The sequence below is a fragment of the Cupriavidus phytohabitans genome (assembly GCF_000426345.1).
GTDB lineage: Bacteria > Pseudomonadota > Gammaproteobacteria > Burkholderiales > Burkholderiaceae > Cupriavidus.
Genome location: NZ_AUFE01000002.1, coordinates 214,443 through 229,828 on the forward strand (window position 1 = coordinate 214,443; position 15,386 = coordinate 229,828).

Here is a 15,386-nt window from a genome sequence, read left to right on the forward strand (position 1 = left end):
AAATGGCAAGGCACGTTGCGGGCAGGGCCACATGGCGCTGCGTCGCGATTGCGCTGCGGAACGGCCGGGACACCGGCGATGAACACGGGAAGCGAGGGCTGCGTACAGTCCATCGCTTCGGCGAATTTGGGTCAGCCACGAGAAAGGCCTGCGGGCGAAGCCGCAAGCCGGCAATGCGTGGCACGGGTCGTGCTGACCGATCGCGGCAGGTCCGTTCCCCGGAGCCGCCGCGGCTCGGGCCATTATACGAAAGCGTTCAGGTCACATGCCCCGTACGGGCGGCGCATGAAGCACCGCGGGGCAGAATTTTGCGCAACGGCGCCGGGCGCAGCGCTGACGCGGGCGGCATGTTCGCCACAATCACACTACCATCACGGCATTCGCGGGCCGGCGGCCCGCAGCGACAGTGCAAGGAGCATTCATGGGAGTACCGGCAAGCTGCCGTTGCCTGGTGCGCATTGTCGGCCAGTATCTCGACCGGCCCGCCGCGGACGGACGAAGCGCATGACGTTGTTGCGCATTGTGTAAAAACTGCGTCCCGCGGCGCTCGCCGGAGCGCCACGCGGCCGCATCGGCGCAAGGGCATGTTTCCTGCTTCCGGTATCAGGCTAGGACGTCAGATCGGAGGCAATCCATGAAAGACTACCCACCGTCGGAAATCCGGGGAACCTGGCGCCACCGCGGCTACGATGAGCCCGACGATACCCGCCAGGCACGCCACTGGCGCAGTGGCGACACCGGCGGCTCGCCGTATGGCTATGGCGAGGCCCGCTATGGCATGGAGGATGAAGACGACGAGCGGCCCACGCGTCCTTCGCGCTGGGCCGCGCAAGCGGGGTCGCGCCGCATGCCCAGGGGCTACCAGCGCACCGACGCCCGCATTCGCGATGATCTGTGCGAACGGCTCGCACACGCCGATGACGATGTCTCGGATGTCACCGTCGACGTCGTCTCGGGCATCGTCACGCTGGCCGGCACCGTCCGGGACCGCGACGCCAAGTTCCACATCGAGCAGATGGCCGAGGATGTGCTGGGCGTCAGTGAAGTGCGCAACAACATCCAGATGGCGCGGCCGGGCAGCAGCGCCGACAGCGGCGGCATGGGCAAGATCGGCGAGCGGGGCGGCGGCGCAGCGCATGGCGAGGGCCAGGGCCAGGGTGAGCAGCGGGTCGGCCAGTCCACCGGCGAGCGCCGGCAGGTCGGCTCCCCGGCCGGCGACGTGCTGTACATCGTGCAAGGCTGGGACGGGCGGTTCCTCGCCAACGAGCGCGGCGAGGGGGTGATGGTGAAGTCGATCGCGCAGGCCGGCCTGTTCGACGATGCCGACGTGGCCCGCGCCGCTGCCGCCGAGCACTGCGGACGCGGCTACCGCCTGCTGGCCACGCGCCGCTAGCGCTGCTGCGCGCGCAAGCCTGTGCGCAAGGCCACGCCGGTGTTATCGTGAGGGCTCACGGCAAGCTCTGCCGCCACCGGGCCCTCACACCATGCATGAAGCCAGCGTTCTCAGGCCGCCGCACGCGGCGCCAGGCCAATCGTTGTCAGCGCTGTCTACGCCCGCGCTGCTGATCGAGCTCGATGCCTTTGAAGCCAACCTGGCGCGCATGGCGGAACTTGCCGAACGCGCCGGCGTGGCGCTGCGCCCCCATGCCAAGGCGCACAAGTCCGTGGCGATCGCGCAGCGGCAGGTCGATGCGGGCGCGGTCGGCATCTGCTGCCAGAAGCTGTCCGAGGCGTATCCCTTTGCCGCCGCCGGCATCGGCAGCATCCACCTGAGCAATGAATTCGTTGGCGCCGACAAGGCCGCGATGGCGGCCGAACTGGCCCGCCACACGCGCCTGTCGATCTGCGTGGACGATGTGCGCCAGGTCAGCCAGGCCGGCGTCGCCGCGGCGCGCGCCGGCGTTCGCATCGCGGTATTGCCTGAGGTCGACGTGGGGCAGGGCCGCTGCGGCGTGGCCAGCGACGAGGCCTTGCTGGCGCTGATCGACGCGATCGACGCCGAAGACGCGCTGGATTTTGGCGGCCTGCAGGGCTATCACGGCGGCATCCAGCATATCGAGGCATGGGCACAGCGGCGCGAGGCCGCTCAGCGCGCGGCCGAGGCCACCGCCGGCTACCTGCGCGCGCTGGAGCGGCGCGGGCTGCGCTGCCCGGTGGTGACCGGCGGCGGCACCGGCACCGCCGAGTTCGACCTGGAGAGCGGCGTCTACACCGAAATCCAGCCGGGCTCGTACCTGTTTCTCGACGGCCATTACGGCTCGCTCGAATGGGAAGGCGCGCTGCGGCCGCTGCATTCCCTGTTCGTGGCATCGACCGTGATGAGCGCGGCGCGCGCTGGCGTGGCCGTGTGCGATGTGGGCCTGAAGTCGGTCGCGGTCGATTCCGGCCTGCCGCACGTGTGGCCGCGCGATGCCGATGGCGGGCTGGAGTACGTTGCCGCCAACGACGAGCACGGCGTGCTGGCGGTAACCGGCGCCGACAGCCGTGACCTGCTGGGCGAGCGGCTGTGGCTGGTGCCGGGCCATTGCGATCCCACCGCCAACCTGCACGATGCCTATGCCTGCGTGCGCGGCGAGCGCGTGGAAGCGGTATGGGCCATCGAAGCGCGCGGGCTCAGCCGTTGATGCTTGCCTGGTGCGCTCAGCGCACCGTGGCGGGCGAACGTGCCCTGGCGGGAGACGCGCTTACACTGGGAAGCCTTTCGCATTGACCCGCATTGACCCGCATTGACCCGGCCCTCCGATTTGCCTCGACCCCGATCCGCCGGGCTTGACCGGCTCCTCGCCGACATCGCTTCCTGCCGCGCCTGCGCCTTGCCGCACGAACCGCGGCCGGTGGTGCAGGCCGGCGCCCATGCGCGCCTGCTGATCGTCGGCCAGGCGCCCGGACGGCGCGTGCATGAAACCGGCATCCCCTGGAACGACCCTTCCGGCGACCTGCTGCGCAGCTGGCTGCAGCTGACGCCGGAGCAGTTCTATGACGCCGGCAAGGTGGCGATCGTGCCGATGGGGCTGTGTTATCCGGGCAAGGGTGCCAGCGGCGACCTGCCGCCGCGGCGCGAATGCGCGCCGCTGTGGCATGCGCCGCTGCTGGCGTCCATGCCGGATATCCGGCTGACGCTGCTGGTCGGCCGCCACGCACAGGCCTGCTACCTCGGCAGCCGGGCCGGAGCGACGCTGGCCGATACCGTCGCCGCCTGCGCCGACTACCTGCCGGCATTCTTCCCGCTGCCGCACCCCAGCCCGCGCAACCGCTTCTGGCTGCGGCGCCACCCGTGGTTCGACACCGACGTGCTGCCACTGCTGCGGCAGCAGGTGGCGCTGGCGCTGTCCGGCTGACGCCGCTCAGTGGTCCTTCTCAGTAGTCCTTGTGCGGGAAGCGGATGTCGAACTCCGTGAACTCGTGCTCGACGGAACGGCAACTGATGCCGGCCCCCCAGCTGGTCAGCACGTTCTGGCAGAACGCCAGCCCGATGCCGGTGCCACGGTGCGCCGGGTAGGAGAAGAAGGGCTGGAACATGCGCGCCAGCACCTTCGGCGGCACCCCCGTCGCGGTGTCGCGGAAGGTGACGTGCACCCCGTCCGGCCGCACCTCGCAGTGGATCCGGATATCACCCTTGCCGGCGCGCTTGATCGCTTCGAGCGCGTTCTTCAGCAGGTTGGTCATGACCAGCCCGAACAGCTGCGCGTTGCCGAAAACGCGCACCGGGCCGGGCAGATCGAACGTGACGATGTCGCGGCCTGGTTCATCGAACGGAAACCGGGCGATGGTGTCGCGGATCACGCCCCCCAGATCGAACAGCTCTCGCGTGGCCTTTTCCGGATTCTTGGAGTTGGCCACCAGCAGTTCGATGCTGTTGCTGATGTGCGCGATGTCGGACTCCATGCGCGCCACCGCCTGCATCAGCCCCTCGCGGCGCGGCGCGTCCTGGTCCAGCGCTGCCGGCAGCCGCGCCTTGAGGCCGCTCGCGCTGATGCTCAGGCTGGTCAGCGGCGTACGCAGCTCATGCGCGACGGTGGCCAGCGCCGCCGCCATGCCGCGCCGCTTCTGCTCGACCAGCAACTGGCGGTCGAGCTTGATCACCACCAGCACCGAGATCACGAAGCCGATGATCGGCAGCTGCAGCAGCACCGGCTGCCATGGGATCCCGCCCATGGAATTGCCGGCCAGCACGAACAGCGCCACCGCGGCCGCGGCGCCGGACAGCAGCGAGATGGTCGCGAACGCCGTATTGAAGTGATAGAGGATCACCACGGCAATGATGACCGACTCCGCCCAGGCCATCGACCCGCCGTTCTCCAGGTACAGGAAGATGAAGGCGAACGGCATGCCCACCGTGATCGCAAACAGCGCGTACGGCGGCAGCCAGCGCCGGTGCGAGAACGCCCTCGCAAACAGCAGCGGCACGAACAGCGCGGTGCAGACCAGGCGCAGCCACAGGTTCTCGTAGGGCTGCGGGAATACATACGACCAGATCAGGTAGTAGAGCGGGTGGCCGATGACCCCCAGCGCGCCCACCATCTGGATCCGCCGCAGGCGGATGACGCTCTCCTCGTCGAGCAGGATGGCCCGTGCCGCGGTATCGAACACCAACTGCCAGGTCCGGCGGGCGAGGCCGGCAAGTCCTGACAGGCCGGCGCGGCGCTTGCGGCCGCCCGGGTCCGCCAACTCTGCTTCCATCTCCAACGGCTACTCCTCGCGGGAGCTTGCGGCGAGCTCCTCCTTGGGATTGGGGGATTTGCGCCGGCTGCGGCGCGTCGATGACCATTCTTCCAGACGCACCTCGTCGCGGATACTGGCGAGAACGCTGACCAGCCGGTCGATTTCACCGGCGCTAAGTTTCGCATGCAGGGTAAGTCGCATCAATGCCCGATTTTTGGGGGTTGCCGGCGAGCAGAATACCGCGCCGAAGATGCCGCGCTGCTGCAGCGCGTTGCGCAGGACCATCACCTGCGGCTCGGTGCCGGCCTCCAGCCCGATGATCTGCTCGGAGCCGTCGCTGATGTTGTATCCCAGGGCACTGATCGCTTCGCGGGTTGCGCGGGTGATCGCATGCAGCTGTTCGCGCCGGTGGTCCGCCGCGGCGATGAAGTCGATGGCGCCGTCGAACCACGCGATCTCGTGGCGCAGCAGCCCCGAACTGAAAATGGCCGGCCGCGATTCGACCGCGAAGAAGTCCTTGAACATGCTGGAGCAGGTGACGAAGCCAGCGCGCCCGGCGAAGGCCTTGGCCAGCGACGCGGTGCGGAAATGCACCCGCTCCGACAGCCCCAGCGCCGGCACCAGCCCGCCGCCCGACGGCCCGTGGGTGCCGAGCGAGTGCGACTCATCCACGACCAGCACCGAACCCGACGCTTCCGCCACCGCGACGTATTCCTCCAGCGGCGCTACGCTGCCGGTGGTGGAGTACACCGCGTCGACCATGATCACGCCGGGGCCAAAGCGCTCGGCCTGGCGGCGCGCATGGCCCACGTCGTTGTGGCGGATCGGCACGGCCTGCGCGCCGGCGGCGGTGATGCCTTCCCACAGCGAGGCGTGGCCGTTCATGTCGATATAGACCGGCACCCCCGGCCCGGCGATGCATTGCACCAGGCCGACGTTGGCGGCCCAGCCGGACTGCGCGATCAGCCCATCCTCCGCCTGCATCAGGTTGGCCAGCTTGCGCTCGACGTGGCGCTGCGGCGTCTCGCCGTACTGGAACACGGACGACATCAGCAGCTCGGGCGGCTCATCCAGCAGCGCGCGGGCCTGCGCCTCCAGCAGCGGCCGCTCGCCCAGCAGGCACAGGTAGTCGTTGCTGCTCAGGTGCAGCGCGTCGGAACCCGGCTTGCGCCCGTGCAGCAGGTGGTCGCCGCCCCACAGCTTGCCCAGCCGGGCATCGAAGTGCTCTGACATGCGGGCTGCGATCCACTGCGGCAGCGGCGGCGTGGCCACGCTGCGGGGGGAGCAGGGAACGGGGTGAGTCGGCTGCGGACGCTGGACGGCAGAGAACATCGGATTTCCTCTGATAGGTAGGGCTTGTCGGAGAGGATCGCTGGCGGCATTGCCAGGGACCTGGGGATTGCAGGCAAGTCGGGGCGTCTGCACGTCAGCGATCACTGTGGCAAGTCCTCGGTGTCGATTGTGACCCGGCTTCCACCAGTTCAACGCTTGTTTGAGCGGGAAGGGCCACGCTGCCGTTGCATTGTGGCGCGGCCGGCGCTCGCTGGCATGTCAGTTCATCCCGATTCGTCAATGAGTGCCTGTTAAGGCATATATAGGCAGTTGTACTCACAAATACCACCCTCCGCCCAGGCGGAACCCGCCTAGGGTTTGTCCTGAAAACAACGCGTAGCGGCTTGTTTTGATTGCGATTTCTGGCGACGCGAGGGGCCTCGGGCGGCCACCTGGCCGAACTTTTGCCTTGACCTCCGGCGCCGGCCGCCGATAATGCTGCAAATCACTGCAAACGTTTGCAAAGGAGGTATGACATGGAGACATCGATCGCGCGGCAGGGATCGCCGGTATGGCCGGCCCCGCGCCCCACGCTGATAGACGACGAGCATTCGGTCACCGGCATCGTCCAGGCGGCGATGGCGGGCACCGCCAGCCCGCGCCTGCGCTTCGTCATGGACACGCTGGTCCGGCATCTGCACGGCTTCCTGCGCGAGGCGCGCCTGACCGATGAAGAGTTCGAGTTCGCGCTGGAATGGCTCGCCAGCATTGGCCAGGCTACGCACGCCACGCACAACGAGGTTGTGCTCGCGGCCGATGTGCTGGGTTTGTCGACGCTGGTGACGGTGATGAACAACAGCACCCGCGACGGCCGCACGCCGGGTGCCTTGCTGGGACCGTTCTACCGCGCCAACGCGCCGCGCTATGCCTGCGGCGACTGCGTAGTGCAGGACGATGCGCCCGGCCTGCCGCTGCTGGTCAGCGGCACCGTGCGTGGTACCGACGGCGCACCGCTGGCCGGCGCGCTGGTCGAGGTATGGCAGGCCTCTCCGGTGGGCTTGTACGACAACCAGGACCCGACCCAGCCCGACCGCAATTTGCGCGGCTGCTTCCATGCCGATGCCGACGGCGGCTATCGCTTCCGCACCGTGCGCCCGGCCGGCTATCCGGTGCCGACCGATGGCCCGGTCGGCGCGCTGCTGGCCGCGCAACAGCGCCATCCGTACCGGCCGGCGCATATCCACTTCATCGTCGCGGCGCCGGGTTATCGGACCCTGGTGACGCAGGTGTTTGCGGACGAGCCCGACAAGCTCGCCTCGGATGTCACCTTCGGCGTGCACCGGCAACTGGTCGGCACCCTGCAGCTGCACGACCAGGGCCGCAGCCCGTGGGGCGAGGTGCCGGCGCCGTTCTACACGCTGGACTTCGACTTCACGCTGGAGCCGGGGCAGCAGACGTTCCCCAAGCCGCCGATCGACTGAGCGTCGGCCGATCTTCTTTCACGTGAATTTCAACTCCGAACATGAGCCCATCCCCACTTTCCGGCAAGGTTGCCGTGATCCTCGGCGGCACCGGCAGCATCGGCTTTGCCGCCGGTGAAACGCTGGCCCGCCTCGGCGCGTGCATCGTCCTGGCTGGCCGCGGCGCCGACAAGGCGGCCAGCGCGGCGGCCGCGCTGCCGGCCGGCAACCACCTTGCCGCCGTCGCGGAAATCGCCGACAGCGCCTCGCTGCGCGCGCTGGCCGACGAAGTCATGTGCCATTACGGCCGCGTCGACATGCTGGTCAATACCGCCGGCTTTACGCGGGCGATCCCGCATGCCGACCTCGACGCGCTCGACGACGCGCTGATCGACGAACTCTTCACCATCAACTGGCGCGGCCAGTTCGCCGCGATCCGCGCCTTTGCGCCGCACCTGCGCGCCAACGGCGACGGGCTGGTGGTCAATGTCGGCTCCATCGCGGGGCGCAACGGGCAGGGCAGCAACGTGGCGTACTGCGCGGCCAAGGCGGGGCTCGACGTCATGGCAATGTCGCTCGGGCGCGCACTGGCGCCGCAGATCCGCGTGCTGAATGTCTCGCCCGGCGTGGTCGACAGCGCGTTCGTGCCCGGCCGCGACAGCGGCTTCAATGAGCGCGCCGCGAGGACGACGCCGCTGCAGCGTATCGGCCAGGCGCAGGACGTGGCCGATGCCATCGCCGCGTGCGCGACCTCGCTGCGCTTTGCCACCGGCACCACCATCGTCGTCGACGGCGGCCGGCAACTCGGCTAGGCCGGCGCCACGCTCCTTTTTCTCTTGTCCTTAACCAACGTTCGCTCATGCACGCACGCAAGACCATCATCACCTGCGCGGTGACCGGCAATATCGTCACACCCGAGCAGCATCCCGGCCTGCCGGTCACGCCGGCGCAGATCGCCGATGCCGCGCTCGAAGCCGCCGAAGCCGGCGCCGCCGCCGCCCACATCCACGTGCGCGATCCCGAAACGGGCCGCCCGTCGATGGCGCTCGAGTACTACGCGGATGTCATCGACCGCATCCGCGCGCGCAACCGCACGCTCATTATCAATCTCACCACGGGTCCCGGCGGCCGCTTCGTGCCCAGCGAAGACGAGCCACGCGTGGCGGCGCCGGGCACCACGCTGCTGCATCCGGCAAAGCGCGTCGAGCACATCACCGCGTTGCGCCCGGACGTGTGTTCGCTCGACCTCAACACCATGAATTCCGGCGGCGACGTGGTCATCAACACGCCCGCCAACGTACGCAAGATGGCTGCCGCGATCCGCGCCGCCGGCGTCATGCCGGAACTGGAGATCTTCGATTCGGGCGACCTCAACATGGCGCTCGATTTCATCCGCGACGGCGTGCTTGAAGGGCCCGGCCTGTGGACCTTCGTGCTGGGCGTCAAGTACGGCTTCGCGCCCACGCCCGAGACGATCTTCTACGCGCGCAACATGCTGCCCGCCGGCGCGCACTGGTCTGCCTTCGGCATCGGCCGCGCCGAGTTCCCCGTCGTGGCGCAGGCATGGCTGGCCGGCGGCCACGTGCGTGTCGGGCTGGAAGACAACATTTACCTGGAGAAGGGTGTGCTGGCACCCAGCAACGCCGCGCTGGTCGCCAAGGCCCGCGACATCGTGCGCTCGCTCGGCGGCGAAATCGCGTCGCCGGCGGAGGCGCGCCGCACGCTGGGGCTGCGCGAAGCCTGAGTCCCGCCAACCGTATTGCCGAACCCTGAAAGGACAAACCTTATGAACACCATCCGAGTGAACCAGAAAGCCGCCGACATCGAAGCGCTACAGATCGAACTGCTCGGCGTGGCGCGCCCCGATGCCGCGGCGGACCAATGCATCATTGAAGTCGCCAGTGCCGGGGTCAATCCCAGCGACGTGAAGGCAACGCTGGGCCTGATGCCGCATGCGGTGTGGCCGCGCACGCCGGGCCGCGACTATGCCGGCCTGGTGGTCGACGGGCCCGCGGCGCTGCTGGGCCTGCAGGTGTGGGGCAGCGGCGGAGAGCTGGGCATCCGCCGCGACGGCACGCATGGCAAATACCTGCGCATCCAGGCCAGCGCGGTGCGCGCCAAGCCGGCCTCGGTGTCGCTGCTGGAGGCCGGAGCCGTCGGCGTGCCGTTCATCACGGCCTATGAGGGCCTGCGCCGCGCCGGCATGCCGCAGGCCGGCAGCACCGTGCTGGTCTGCGGCGGCAACGGCAAGGTCGGGCAGGCCACCATCCAGATCGCCACGGCACTGGGCGCGCGCGTCTTTGCCGTCGAGCGCACGGCCGAGACTTACCGCGGCCATGCCAGCGGCGAAGTGCGCATGATCGATGCCAGCCGCGAAGCGATCGCCGAGGTGGTGCGCGACGAGACCGGCGGCCATGGTGCCGACATCGTGTACAACACCGTCGGCAGCCCGTACTTCGAACAGGCCAACCAGGCGATGGCCGTCGGCGCGACGCAGATCTTCATCTCGACCATCGAGAAGCCGGTGCCGTTCGACATCTTCGCCTTCTACCGTGGCCAGCATACCTATGTCGGTGTCGACACGCTGGCGCTGGACAGCGGCGCCTGCGCGCAGATCCTGGACCAGCTTGCGCCGATGTTCGCCTCGGGCGCGCTGCGGCCGTTCCCGGTGCTGTCCGATTACACCTATGCCCTGGCCAATGCCAAGGACGCGTACCGCGCGGTCCTGCAAGGCGCCACCGAGCGCGTGGTGCTCAAGCCATGAACACGACCCGGTTTGTCCAGGCGCCGGCGTATTTCCCGCCCAACCACGACGGCATGCATTGCCTGCGGCTGCAGGGGCACGAGGCCGGGCCGTCGGAGGCACTGTGGCTCGGGGTCTCGGTGCTGCTGCCAGGCGGCCATACCGCGCTGGATGCCTCACCGGTGGAAAAGCACTACGTCGTGCTCGAAGGCGAAGTCTGCGTGCGCACGCCGGAACAGGCCGTCACTCTGGGACAGTACGACTCGGTGCGGCTCGCGCCGGGCGAGGCGCGGCAGGTGTCCAATCCCGGCAACCGGCCTGCCATGCTGCTGCTGGCGATGCCATATCCGAAGGCGTGATTCCTTGCCCCGGAATGCAAACGATTGCAGTGCCGAACGTACACAGTACTGACCACAGAAGTGACTACAAGAAGAATGACCACAACCAAAGGGGTAGACCAATGACATCCGTTCCGAAGCGGTACCGCTTGCTGCTGCTTGCCATGGGCGCGGCCTGCAGCGGCCACGCTGGCGCGCAGTCGTCCGTGACGCTGTACGGGCGCCTGAACACCGCGCTGGAGTATTCCTATGCCAATACGGCGACCGACGGCACGCGCCTTGGCGGCGTGGGCCGCCTGACCAACAACCGCTCCGTGTTCGGCATGCGCGGCGAGGAAGGGTTGGGCGGAAGCCTCAAGGCGATCTGGCAGATCGAGAGCAACGTCTCGCTCGACACCGGCCAGGGCCAGATTGCCGGGCGCAACTCGCGCATCGGGCTGCAGGGCAGCGCCGGCACGCTGTTCATGGGGCACTGGCAGACGCCTTATACCGAGGCGACGTCGACCTACGATCCGTATTACCCGACCACCGCCGGCTATATGGCGCTGATCGGCAACGGCTCCACGTCGAGCTCGGACAACGTGCAGGACACCAGCGCGTTCGACCGCCGGCAGAAAAACATCATCGTCTACAAGACGCCGTCGCTGGCGGGCTTCAGCGGCGCGGCCGCGTGGGGCATCAACGAGGAAAAGACCACGGTGCCGCGCAATCCGGGGCTGTACTCGTTCTCCGCCGCCTACGACAACGGTCCGCTCAACGTGGTGCTGGCCTATGAGATCCACCAGCATTACCAGACCGCGGGCCGCAACGACGATGCGATGAAGGCGGGCGTTTCCTACAAGTTCCCGAGCACCACCGTCGCGTTGCTCTATGAACGGCTGCACTACCGCACCGCCACCGGCGACCTGACGCGCAACGGCTACTACGCGTCGGTCGTGCAGAAGCTCGGGCCCGGCAGCGTGCGGGTCGGCTTTGGCCTGGCCAGCAACGGCGCCGGCAATGCCACCGAGACCGTCGGCTTCTTTCGCAGCGGCGCGGAGACGGGCGCGACGCAGGTCACGGTGGGCTACGACTATCCGTTGTCCAAGCGCACCGCGCTGTATGCGTACTACAGCCGCATCAACAACAAGCGCAACGCCATCTATGACTTCGCCATCAATGAGCTGGGCGTAAGCGCGGGCGCCGACCCGCAGACCGTCGCGCTCGGCATGCGGCATTTCTTCTGAGGCGCGGCACACGCGCCCCAACCGGCAATGAGGAGACAAAGAATGATTCGATCCATCCAGGGCGCCGTGCTGGCGCTGACTTCGACGTTGATGCTGGCGGCCGCCCCCGCCGCCTCCGCCGCCAGTATGCAGCCCCAGTACCCCAGCAAGCCGATCCGGCTGGTGGTGCCGTTTTCCGCCGGCAGCGCCACCGATATCCTGGCGCGCATCCTCGGCAGCAAGATGGCCGAGGGCGGCAGCTACCAGGTGATCGTCGACAACCGGCCCGGCGCGGGCGGCACCGTCGGCGCCACCGGCGTGGCCAAGGCGGCGCCGGACGGCTACACGCTGATCCTGGTGTCGGTCGGGCACGCGATCAACGCCACGCTGTATCCGAAACTCGGCTATGACACGGTGAAGGACTTCGCGCCGGTCTCGCTGGTGGCGAGCGTGCCCAACGTGCTGGTGGTCAATGCGGCCAGCAAGTACAAGTCGGTGCGCGACGTGGTGGCGGCGGCCAAGGCCACGCCGGGCGCACTGAACTTCGACTCCGCGGGCTCCGGCAGCTCCACGCACCTGAGCGGCGAGATGTTCAAGATGCAGGCCGGTATCGACATCACGCATATCCCGTACAAGGGCACCGGCGAAGCGCTGACCGACGTCATGGCCGGCCGCGGCGACATGATGTTTGCGCCGACGGTCTCGGCCATGCCATTCGTCAGGCAAGGCAAGCTGCGCGCGCTGGCGGTGACCACGGCCAGGCGGGCCAGCGCGCTGCCGGATATCCCGACCGTCGCGGAATCGGGCTTCCCCGCCTATGCCTTCGATTCCTGGTTCGGCATCCTTGCGCCGGCCGGAACGCCGCGCGAGATCGTCGACGCCCTCAATGCCGAGATCGGCAAGGCGCTGTCGTCCCCCGACGTGCGCGAGCGCCTGGCCGCGCAGGGCGCCGAGCCGCGGCGTTCGTCGCCGCAGGAGTTTGCCGCGCATATCCAGGCGGAAATCGGCAAGCTGGCGCCGGTGGTGCGGCAGTCCGGCGTGAGGGCGGGAGAGTAACGCGCTGCACTTCGTGGAAGCCCCGGCCCTCACCCCCGGCCCCTCTCCCGCAAGCGGGAGAGGGGAGCAAACAAGCAGTCAGGACAAGCTGTTGGGTTCACCAGCGATAGCGCCTAGCGAGCGCAGCGATGCGTTCCGTGCCAGGGCCAGTGACCTGAGATACTGCCGGTGCGCAGCGCAGCCGTAGGCGTTCCTACGTTGACATCAGCAGCAGGGGCCACGCACAGCTCCGGGCTCGTTCAATCACCGCGTCAATCCCAAGCGCCGTGGTGCACCTTGCGGCAGGCAGCCCTGCACGCGACGAAGCCCAGCCCCGTACGAAAGCCCGGGCACAAGACGATAAAAGTGGCCGCCCGCCCAGGGCAAAAAACGCGCTTTTGGTTACTTTTGCCGCTCGGGCAAAAGTGACTCGCCCCTTCAGGGGCGAAACCTGGGCATATCAAATAGCCATCAGATGCCCACCCGCAGCGACGCCAGGACGCAAGAGCAGACCATGTCCTACAAGTGAAGCGCTGGAATTCATTCCCACGGCTAATGCACCGTAAAATGTCGCATCCCACCATTCCCGGGCCGCCGCCCAGCCACCTGCCGTCATGTCCGAGCGCAAGCGCCTCACCCTCAAAGACCTGGCCGCCGAGATCGACGTGCATTACTCGACGGTCTCGCGGGTCATGAATCCGGCCACGCGGCACCTGGTCGCGCAGGACGTGGCGGCGCGCATCCTGGAGGTGGCCGAGGCGCGCGGCTTCCGCCCGAACCGCATCGCCGCGGGTTTGCGCACGCAGCGTTCGGGGCTGGTAGGCGTGGTGCTGCCCGATATCGCCAACCCGGTGTTCCCGCCAATCCTGGCGGGGATCGAGTCGGTGCTGGCGCAACAGGGCTACGTGCCCATCGTCGTCAACGCAGGCACTGACAAGAGCCGGCAGCGCTTCATCATCGACCAGATGATCGGCCGGCAGGTCGAAGGGCTGGTGCTGGCGACGGCGGAGCGCGAGGACGCGGTGCTCGACTACTGCATCCGGCAGCATATCCCGGTCGTCACGGTCAACCGCGGCGAAGAGGCGGGACGGGTCTCGTGCGTGGTCAGCGACAACTTGCTGGCGATGCGGCTGACGGTAGACCACCTGGTCGGCCTCGGCCATCGCCATATCGGCCATATCGCGGGCCCGGCCGCGCTGTCGACCGGCTTCCTGCGGCGCGAGGGCTTTGTCCAGGCGGTCAGGCGGCATCGCCTGCGCCGTGACGCCTGGCACGTGATCGAGGCCGCCAGCTATTCGCGCGAGGCCGGCAAGCTGGCGTGCGCGCAACTGCTGGAAGCCTTTCCGGCGGTTACCGCCATCGCCGCCGGCAACGACCTGGTGGCGATGGGCTGCTACGACCTGCTGCGCGAACGCGGACTGGATTGCCCCGCCGACATTTCGGTGGTGGGCCACAACGACATGCCGTTCGCCGATGCGCTGACCCCGCCGCTGACCACGGTGCGCATCGCCGTCCATGAAATGGGCGAGGAGGCTGCGCGGCTGCTGCTCCGCCAGATCGACAAGCCGGGATCCGATGCCGTCACCGTGCAGCTGACGCCGCAGCTGATCGTGCGCGGCTCCACCGCTGCGCCGCACGACAGCGCCTCTTAGCCTGGGAGGACGGCAGCTCTAGCGTGCCGCCGCCACCAGTGCCGCCATGAAGGCCTGCCGCAGTGGCGTCTGCTCGGCATCGCGATGCCGGAGCACGCCTACCGTGCCTTCGCGCCGGTATGGCAGCGGCAATGGCACTACCTGTCCCAGCGCGCGGAAGAACTCGGTCATCCTCCCCGACATCACCGCCAGCAATTCGCTTTGCTGCAGCAGCGCCACGTTCGCCAGCACCGTGGCGCTCTCGATGCGCACCGTCGGCGCCGGTTCGCCCGCCAGTGCCAGTTCGTAGTCCAGCTCGCGCCGGATCTGGCTGGTGGCGGGCGGGCCGATCCATGTATAGGCGCGCGTCTCGTCCCAGCGCAGCTTGCGCCGGCGCGCCAGCGGATGCGCCGGGCCGGCAATGACGCGGATGGTCTCGGGATAGAGCAGGTCGCAGCGCAGCGGCGCGTCGATGCCCTGCACCTCGGTGCGCCCGACCACGAAATCCAGCCGCCCTTCGCGCAGGGCCGGCAGCATGTCTTCCACGGTGCCCTCGGAAAGCGTCAGGTGCGCCTCGGGAAACGCCTCGCGGAATTGCCGTACCGCTGCGGGGAGCAGGTCGACCGCAACCGTTGGCGTCGCGCCGACCGCCAGCTGGCCGGCCGCGCCGTCCGCCATCACGCGGATGGTGGCCTGGGTGCGTTCGATCTCGCTGAGGATGGTGCGCGCGTGGACCACCAGCGCTTCGCAGAAACGCGTCGGCATCAGGCCGCGCGAATGCCGCTCGAACAGCGCGACGCCGAGTTCACTTTCCAGCTCGGCCAGCCAGCGCGACAGCGCCGGCTGCGTCATGCTGAGCCGCTCCGCGGTATGGCTGACATTGCGGGTTTCGTAGAGCGCCACCAGCACATGCAGTTGCCGGATGCGCAGGCGCTGGGTCCATTCCATGGCTCTGTTTCCGGTATGCCAGAGAGGTTATAGCAGTGCCTATTTTAATCATTTCAATGTCATCTCGGCCAATGCCATACTTTTCGCACGTG

At 68.2% G+C, this 15,386-nt stretch carries 14 protein-coding genes; 11 read left to right on the top strand and 3 right to left on the bottom strand.

Annotation, left to right across the window (positions count from 1 at the left end; translation table 11 throughout):
* Positions 1 to 634: 634 nt before the first annotated feature.
* The 3 genes from K309_RS0102660 to K309_RS0102670 all read left to right on the top strand — a co-directional run bounded on the left by K309_RS0102660 (position 635) and on the right by K309_RS0102670 (position 3,338).
* Complete coding sequence (locus K309_RS0102660) at positions 635 to 1,393, top strand: BON domain-containing protein (RefSeq protein ID WP_029044973.1); 759 nt, start codon at positions 635 to 637, stop codon at positions 1,391 to 1,393.
* A 91-nt stretch (positions 1,394 to 1,484) separates the two neighbouring features.
* On the top strand, positions 1,485 to 2,624 hold the full coding sequence (locus K309_RS0102665; RefSeq protein ID WP_029044974.1) for a DSD1 family PLP-dependent enzyme: 1,140 nt from the start codon (positions 1,485 to 1,487) through the stop codon (positions 2,622 to 2,624).
* Between the two features lie 102 nt (positions 2,625 to 2,726).
* A complete protein-coding gene (locus tag K309_RS0102670; protein ID WP_369796389.1) occupies positions 2,727 to 3,338 on the top strand; it encodes a uracil-DNA glycosylase family protein in 612 nt (203 codons plus the stop codon).
* Between the two features lie 19 nt (positions 3,339 to 3,357).
* Here the strand turns inward: K309_RS0102670 and K309_RS0102675 are convergent, their stop codons facing one another.
* Both K309_RS0102675 and cqsA read right to left on the bottom strand, forming a co-directional pair.
* Complete coding sequence (locus tag K309_RS0102675) at positions 3,358 to 4,680, bottom strand: sensor histidine kinase (RefSeq protein ID WP_029044976.1); 1,323 nt, start codon at positions 4,678 to 4,680, stop codon at positions 3,358 to 3,360.
* Positions 4,681 to 4,689: 9 nt separating this feature from the next.
* Entirely contained in the window at positions 4,690 to 5,994 is a 1,305-nt protein-coding gene (gene cqsA / locus K309_RS0102680) for an alpha-hydroxyketone-type quorum-sensing autoinducer synthase (protein WP_029044977.1), read from the bottom strand.
* Between the two features lie 476 nt (positions 5,995 to 6,470).
* On the opposite strand from cqsA, the gene K309_RS0102685 reads away from it, so the two are divergent.
* From K309_RS0102685 to K309_RS35810, 8 genes are all read left to right on the top strand, one after another.
* The gene (locus K309_RS0102685) at positions 6,471 to 7,415 is read left to right on the top strand and encodes a dioxygenase family protein (RefSeq protein WP_029044978.1); all 945 of its coding nucleotides are present in this window, start codon (positions 6,471 to 6,473) and stop codon (positions 7,413 to 7,415) included.
* Between the two features lie 41 nt (positions 7,416 to 7,456).
* Positions 7,457 to 8,206, top strand: coding sequence for an SDR family NAD(P)-dependent oxidoreductase (locus K309_RS0102690; protein ID WP_029044979.1), 750 nt, complete (start codon positions 7,457 to 7,459; stop codon positions 8,204 to 8,206).
* A 47-nt stretch (positions 8,207 to 8,253) separates the two neighbouring features.
* On the top strand, positions 8,254 to 9,138 hold the full coding sequence (locus K309_RS0102695; RefSeq protein WP_029044980.1) for a beta-keto acid cleavage family enzyme: 885 nt from the start codon (positions 8,254 to 8,256) through the stop codon (positions 9,136 to 9,138).
* A gap of 42 nt (positions 9,139 to 9,180) precedes the next feature.
* Complete coding sequence (locus K309_RS0102700) at positions 9,181 to 10,158, top strand: quinone oxidoreductase family protein (protein WP_029044981.1); 978 nt, start codon at positions 9,181 to 9,183, stop codon at positions 10,156 to 10,158.
* On the top strand, positions 10,155 to 10,496 hold the full coding sequence (locus K309_RS0102705) for a cupin domain-containing protein (RefSeq protein WP_029044982.1): 342 nt from the start codon (positions 10,155 to 10,157) through the stop codon (positions 10,494 to 10,496). Before K309_RS0102700 ends, K309_RS0102705 begins: the two co-directional genes overlap by 4 nt.
* Positions 10,497 to 10,597: 101 nt before the next feature.
* A complete protein-coding gene (locus tag K309_RS0102710) occupies positions 10,598 to 11,701 on the top strand; it encodes a porin (RefSeq protein ID WP_029044983.1) in 1,104 nt (367 codons plus the stop codon).
* Positions 11,702 to 11,743: 42 nt separating this feature from the next.
* Complete coding sequence (locus tag K309_RS0102715; protein ID WP_029044984.1) at positions 11,744 to 12,736, top strand: tripartite tricarboxylate transporter substrate binding protein; 993 nt, start codon at positions 11,744 to 11,746, stop codon at positions 12,734 to 12,736.
* Between the two features lie 593 nt (positions 12,737 to 13,329).
* The gene (locus tag K309_RS35810) at positions 13,330 to 14,367 is read left to right on the top strand and encodes a LacI family DNA-binding transcriptional regulator (RefSeq protein WP_035876597.1); all 1,038 of its coding nucleotides are present in this window, start codon (positions 13,330 to 13,332) and stop codon (positions 14,365 to 14,367) included.
* Positions 14,368 to 14,385: 18 nt separating this feature from the next.
* On the opposite strand, the gene K309_RS35815 is transcribed toward K309_RS35810, so the two are convergent.
* Positions 14,386 to 15,294 carry a LysR family transcriptional regulator gene (locus K309_RS35815; RefSeq protein WP_051320303.1) on the bottom strand — a complete coding sequence of 303 codons (909 nt, stop codon included), beginning with the start codon at positions 15,292 to 15,294 and terminating at the stop codon, positions 14,386 to 14,388.
* Positions 15,295 to 15,386 lie beyond the last annotated feature (92 nt).

What these genes read in the sequence shown, in the direction of transcription:
- K309_RS0102660 (WP_029044973.1), top strand. Translation starts at nt 635, where the DNA reads ATGAAAGACTACCCACCGTCGGAAATCCGGGGAACCTGGCGCCACCGC.
- K309_RS0102665 (WP_029044974.1), top strand. Translation starts at nt 1,485, where the DNA reads ATGCATGAAGCCAGCGTTCTCAGGCCGCCGCACGCGGCGCCAGGCCAA.
- K309_RS0102675 (WP_029044976.1), bottom strand. Translation starts at nt 4,680, where the DNA reads ATGGAAGCAGAGTTGGCGGACCCGGGCGGCCGCAAGCGCCGCGCCGGC.
- cqsA (WP_029044977.1), bottom strand. Translation starts at nt 5,994, where the DNA reads ATGTTCTCTGCCGTCCAGCGTCCGCAGCCGACTCACCCCGTTCCCTGC.
- K309_RS0102685 (WP_029044978.1), top strand. Translation starts at nt 6,471, where the DNA reads ATGGAGACATCGATCGCGCGGCAGGGATCGCCGGTATGGCCGGCCCCG.
- K309_RS0102690 (WP_029044979.1), top strand. Translation starts at nt 7,457, where the DNA reads ATGAGCCCATCCCCACTTTCCGGCAAGGTTGCCGTGATCCTCGGCGGC.
- K309_RS0102695 (WP_029044980.1), top strand. Translation starts at nt 8,254, where the DNA reads ATGCACGCACGCAAGACCATCATCACCTGCGCGGTGACCGGCAATATC.
- K309_RS0102700 (WP_029044981.1), top strand. Translation starts at nt 9,181, where the DNA reads ATGAACACCATCCGAGTGAACCAGAAAGCCGCCGACATCGAAGCGCTA.
- K309_RS0102705 (WP_029044982.1), top strand. Translation starts at nt 10,155, where the DNA reads ATGAACACGACCCGGTTTGTCCAGGCGCCGGCGTATTTCCCGCCCAAC.
- K309_RS0102710 (WP_029044983.1), top strand. Translation starts at nt 10,598, where the DNA reads ATGACATCCGTTCCGAAGCGGTACCGCTTGCTGCTGCTTGCCATGGGC.
- K309_RS0102715 (WP_029044984.1), top strand. Translation starts at nt 11,744, where the DNA reads ATGATTCGATCCATCCAGGGCGCCGTGCTGGCGCTGACTTCGACGTTG.
- K309_RS35810 (WP_035876597.1), top strand. Translation starts at nt 13,330, where the DNA reads ATGTCCGAGCGCAAGCGCCTCACCCTCAAAGACCTGGCCGCCGAGATC.
- K309_RS35815 (WP_051320303.1), bottom strand. Translation starts at nt 15,294, where the DNA reads ATGGAATGGACCCAGCGCCTGCGCATCCGGCAACTGCATGTGCTGGTG.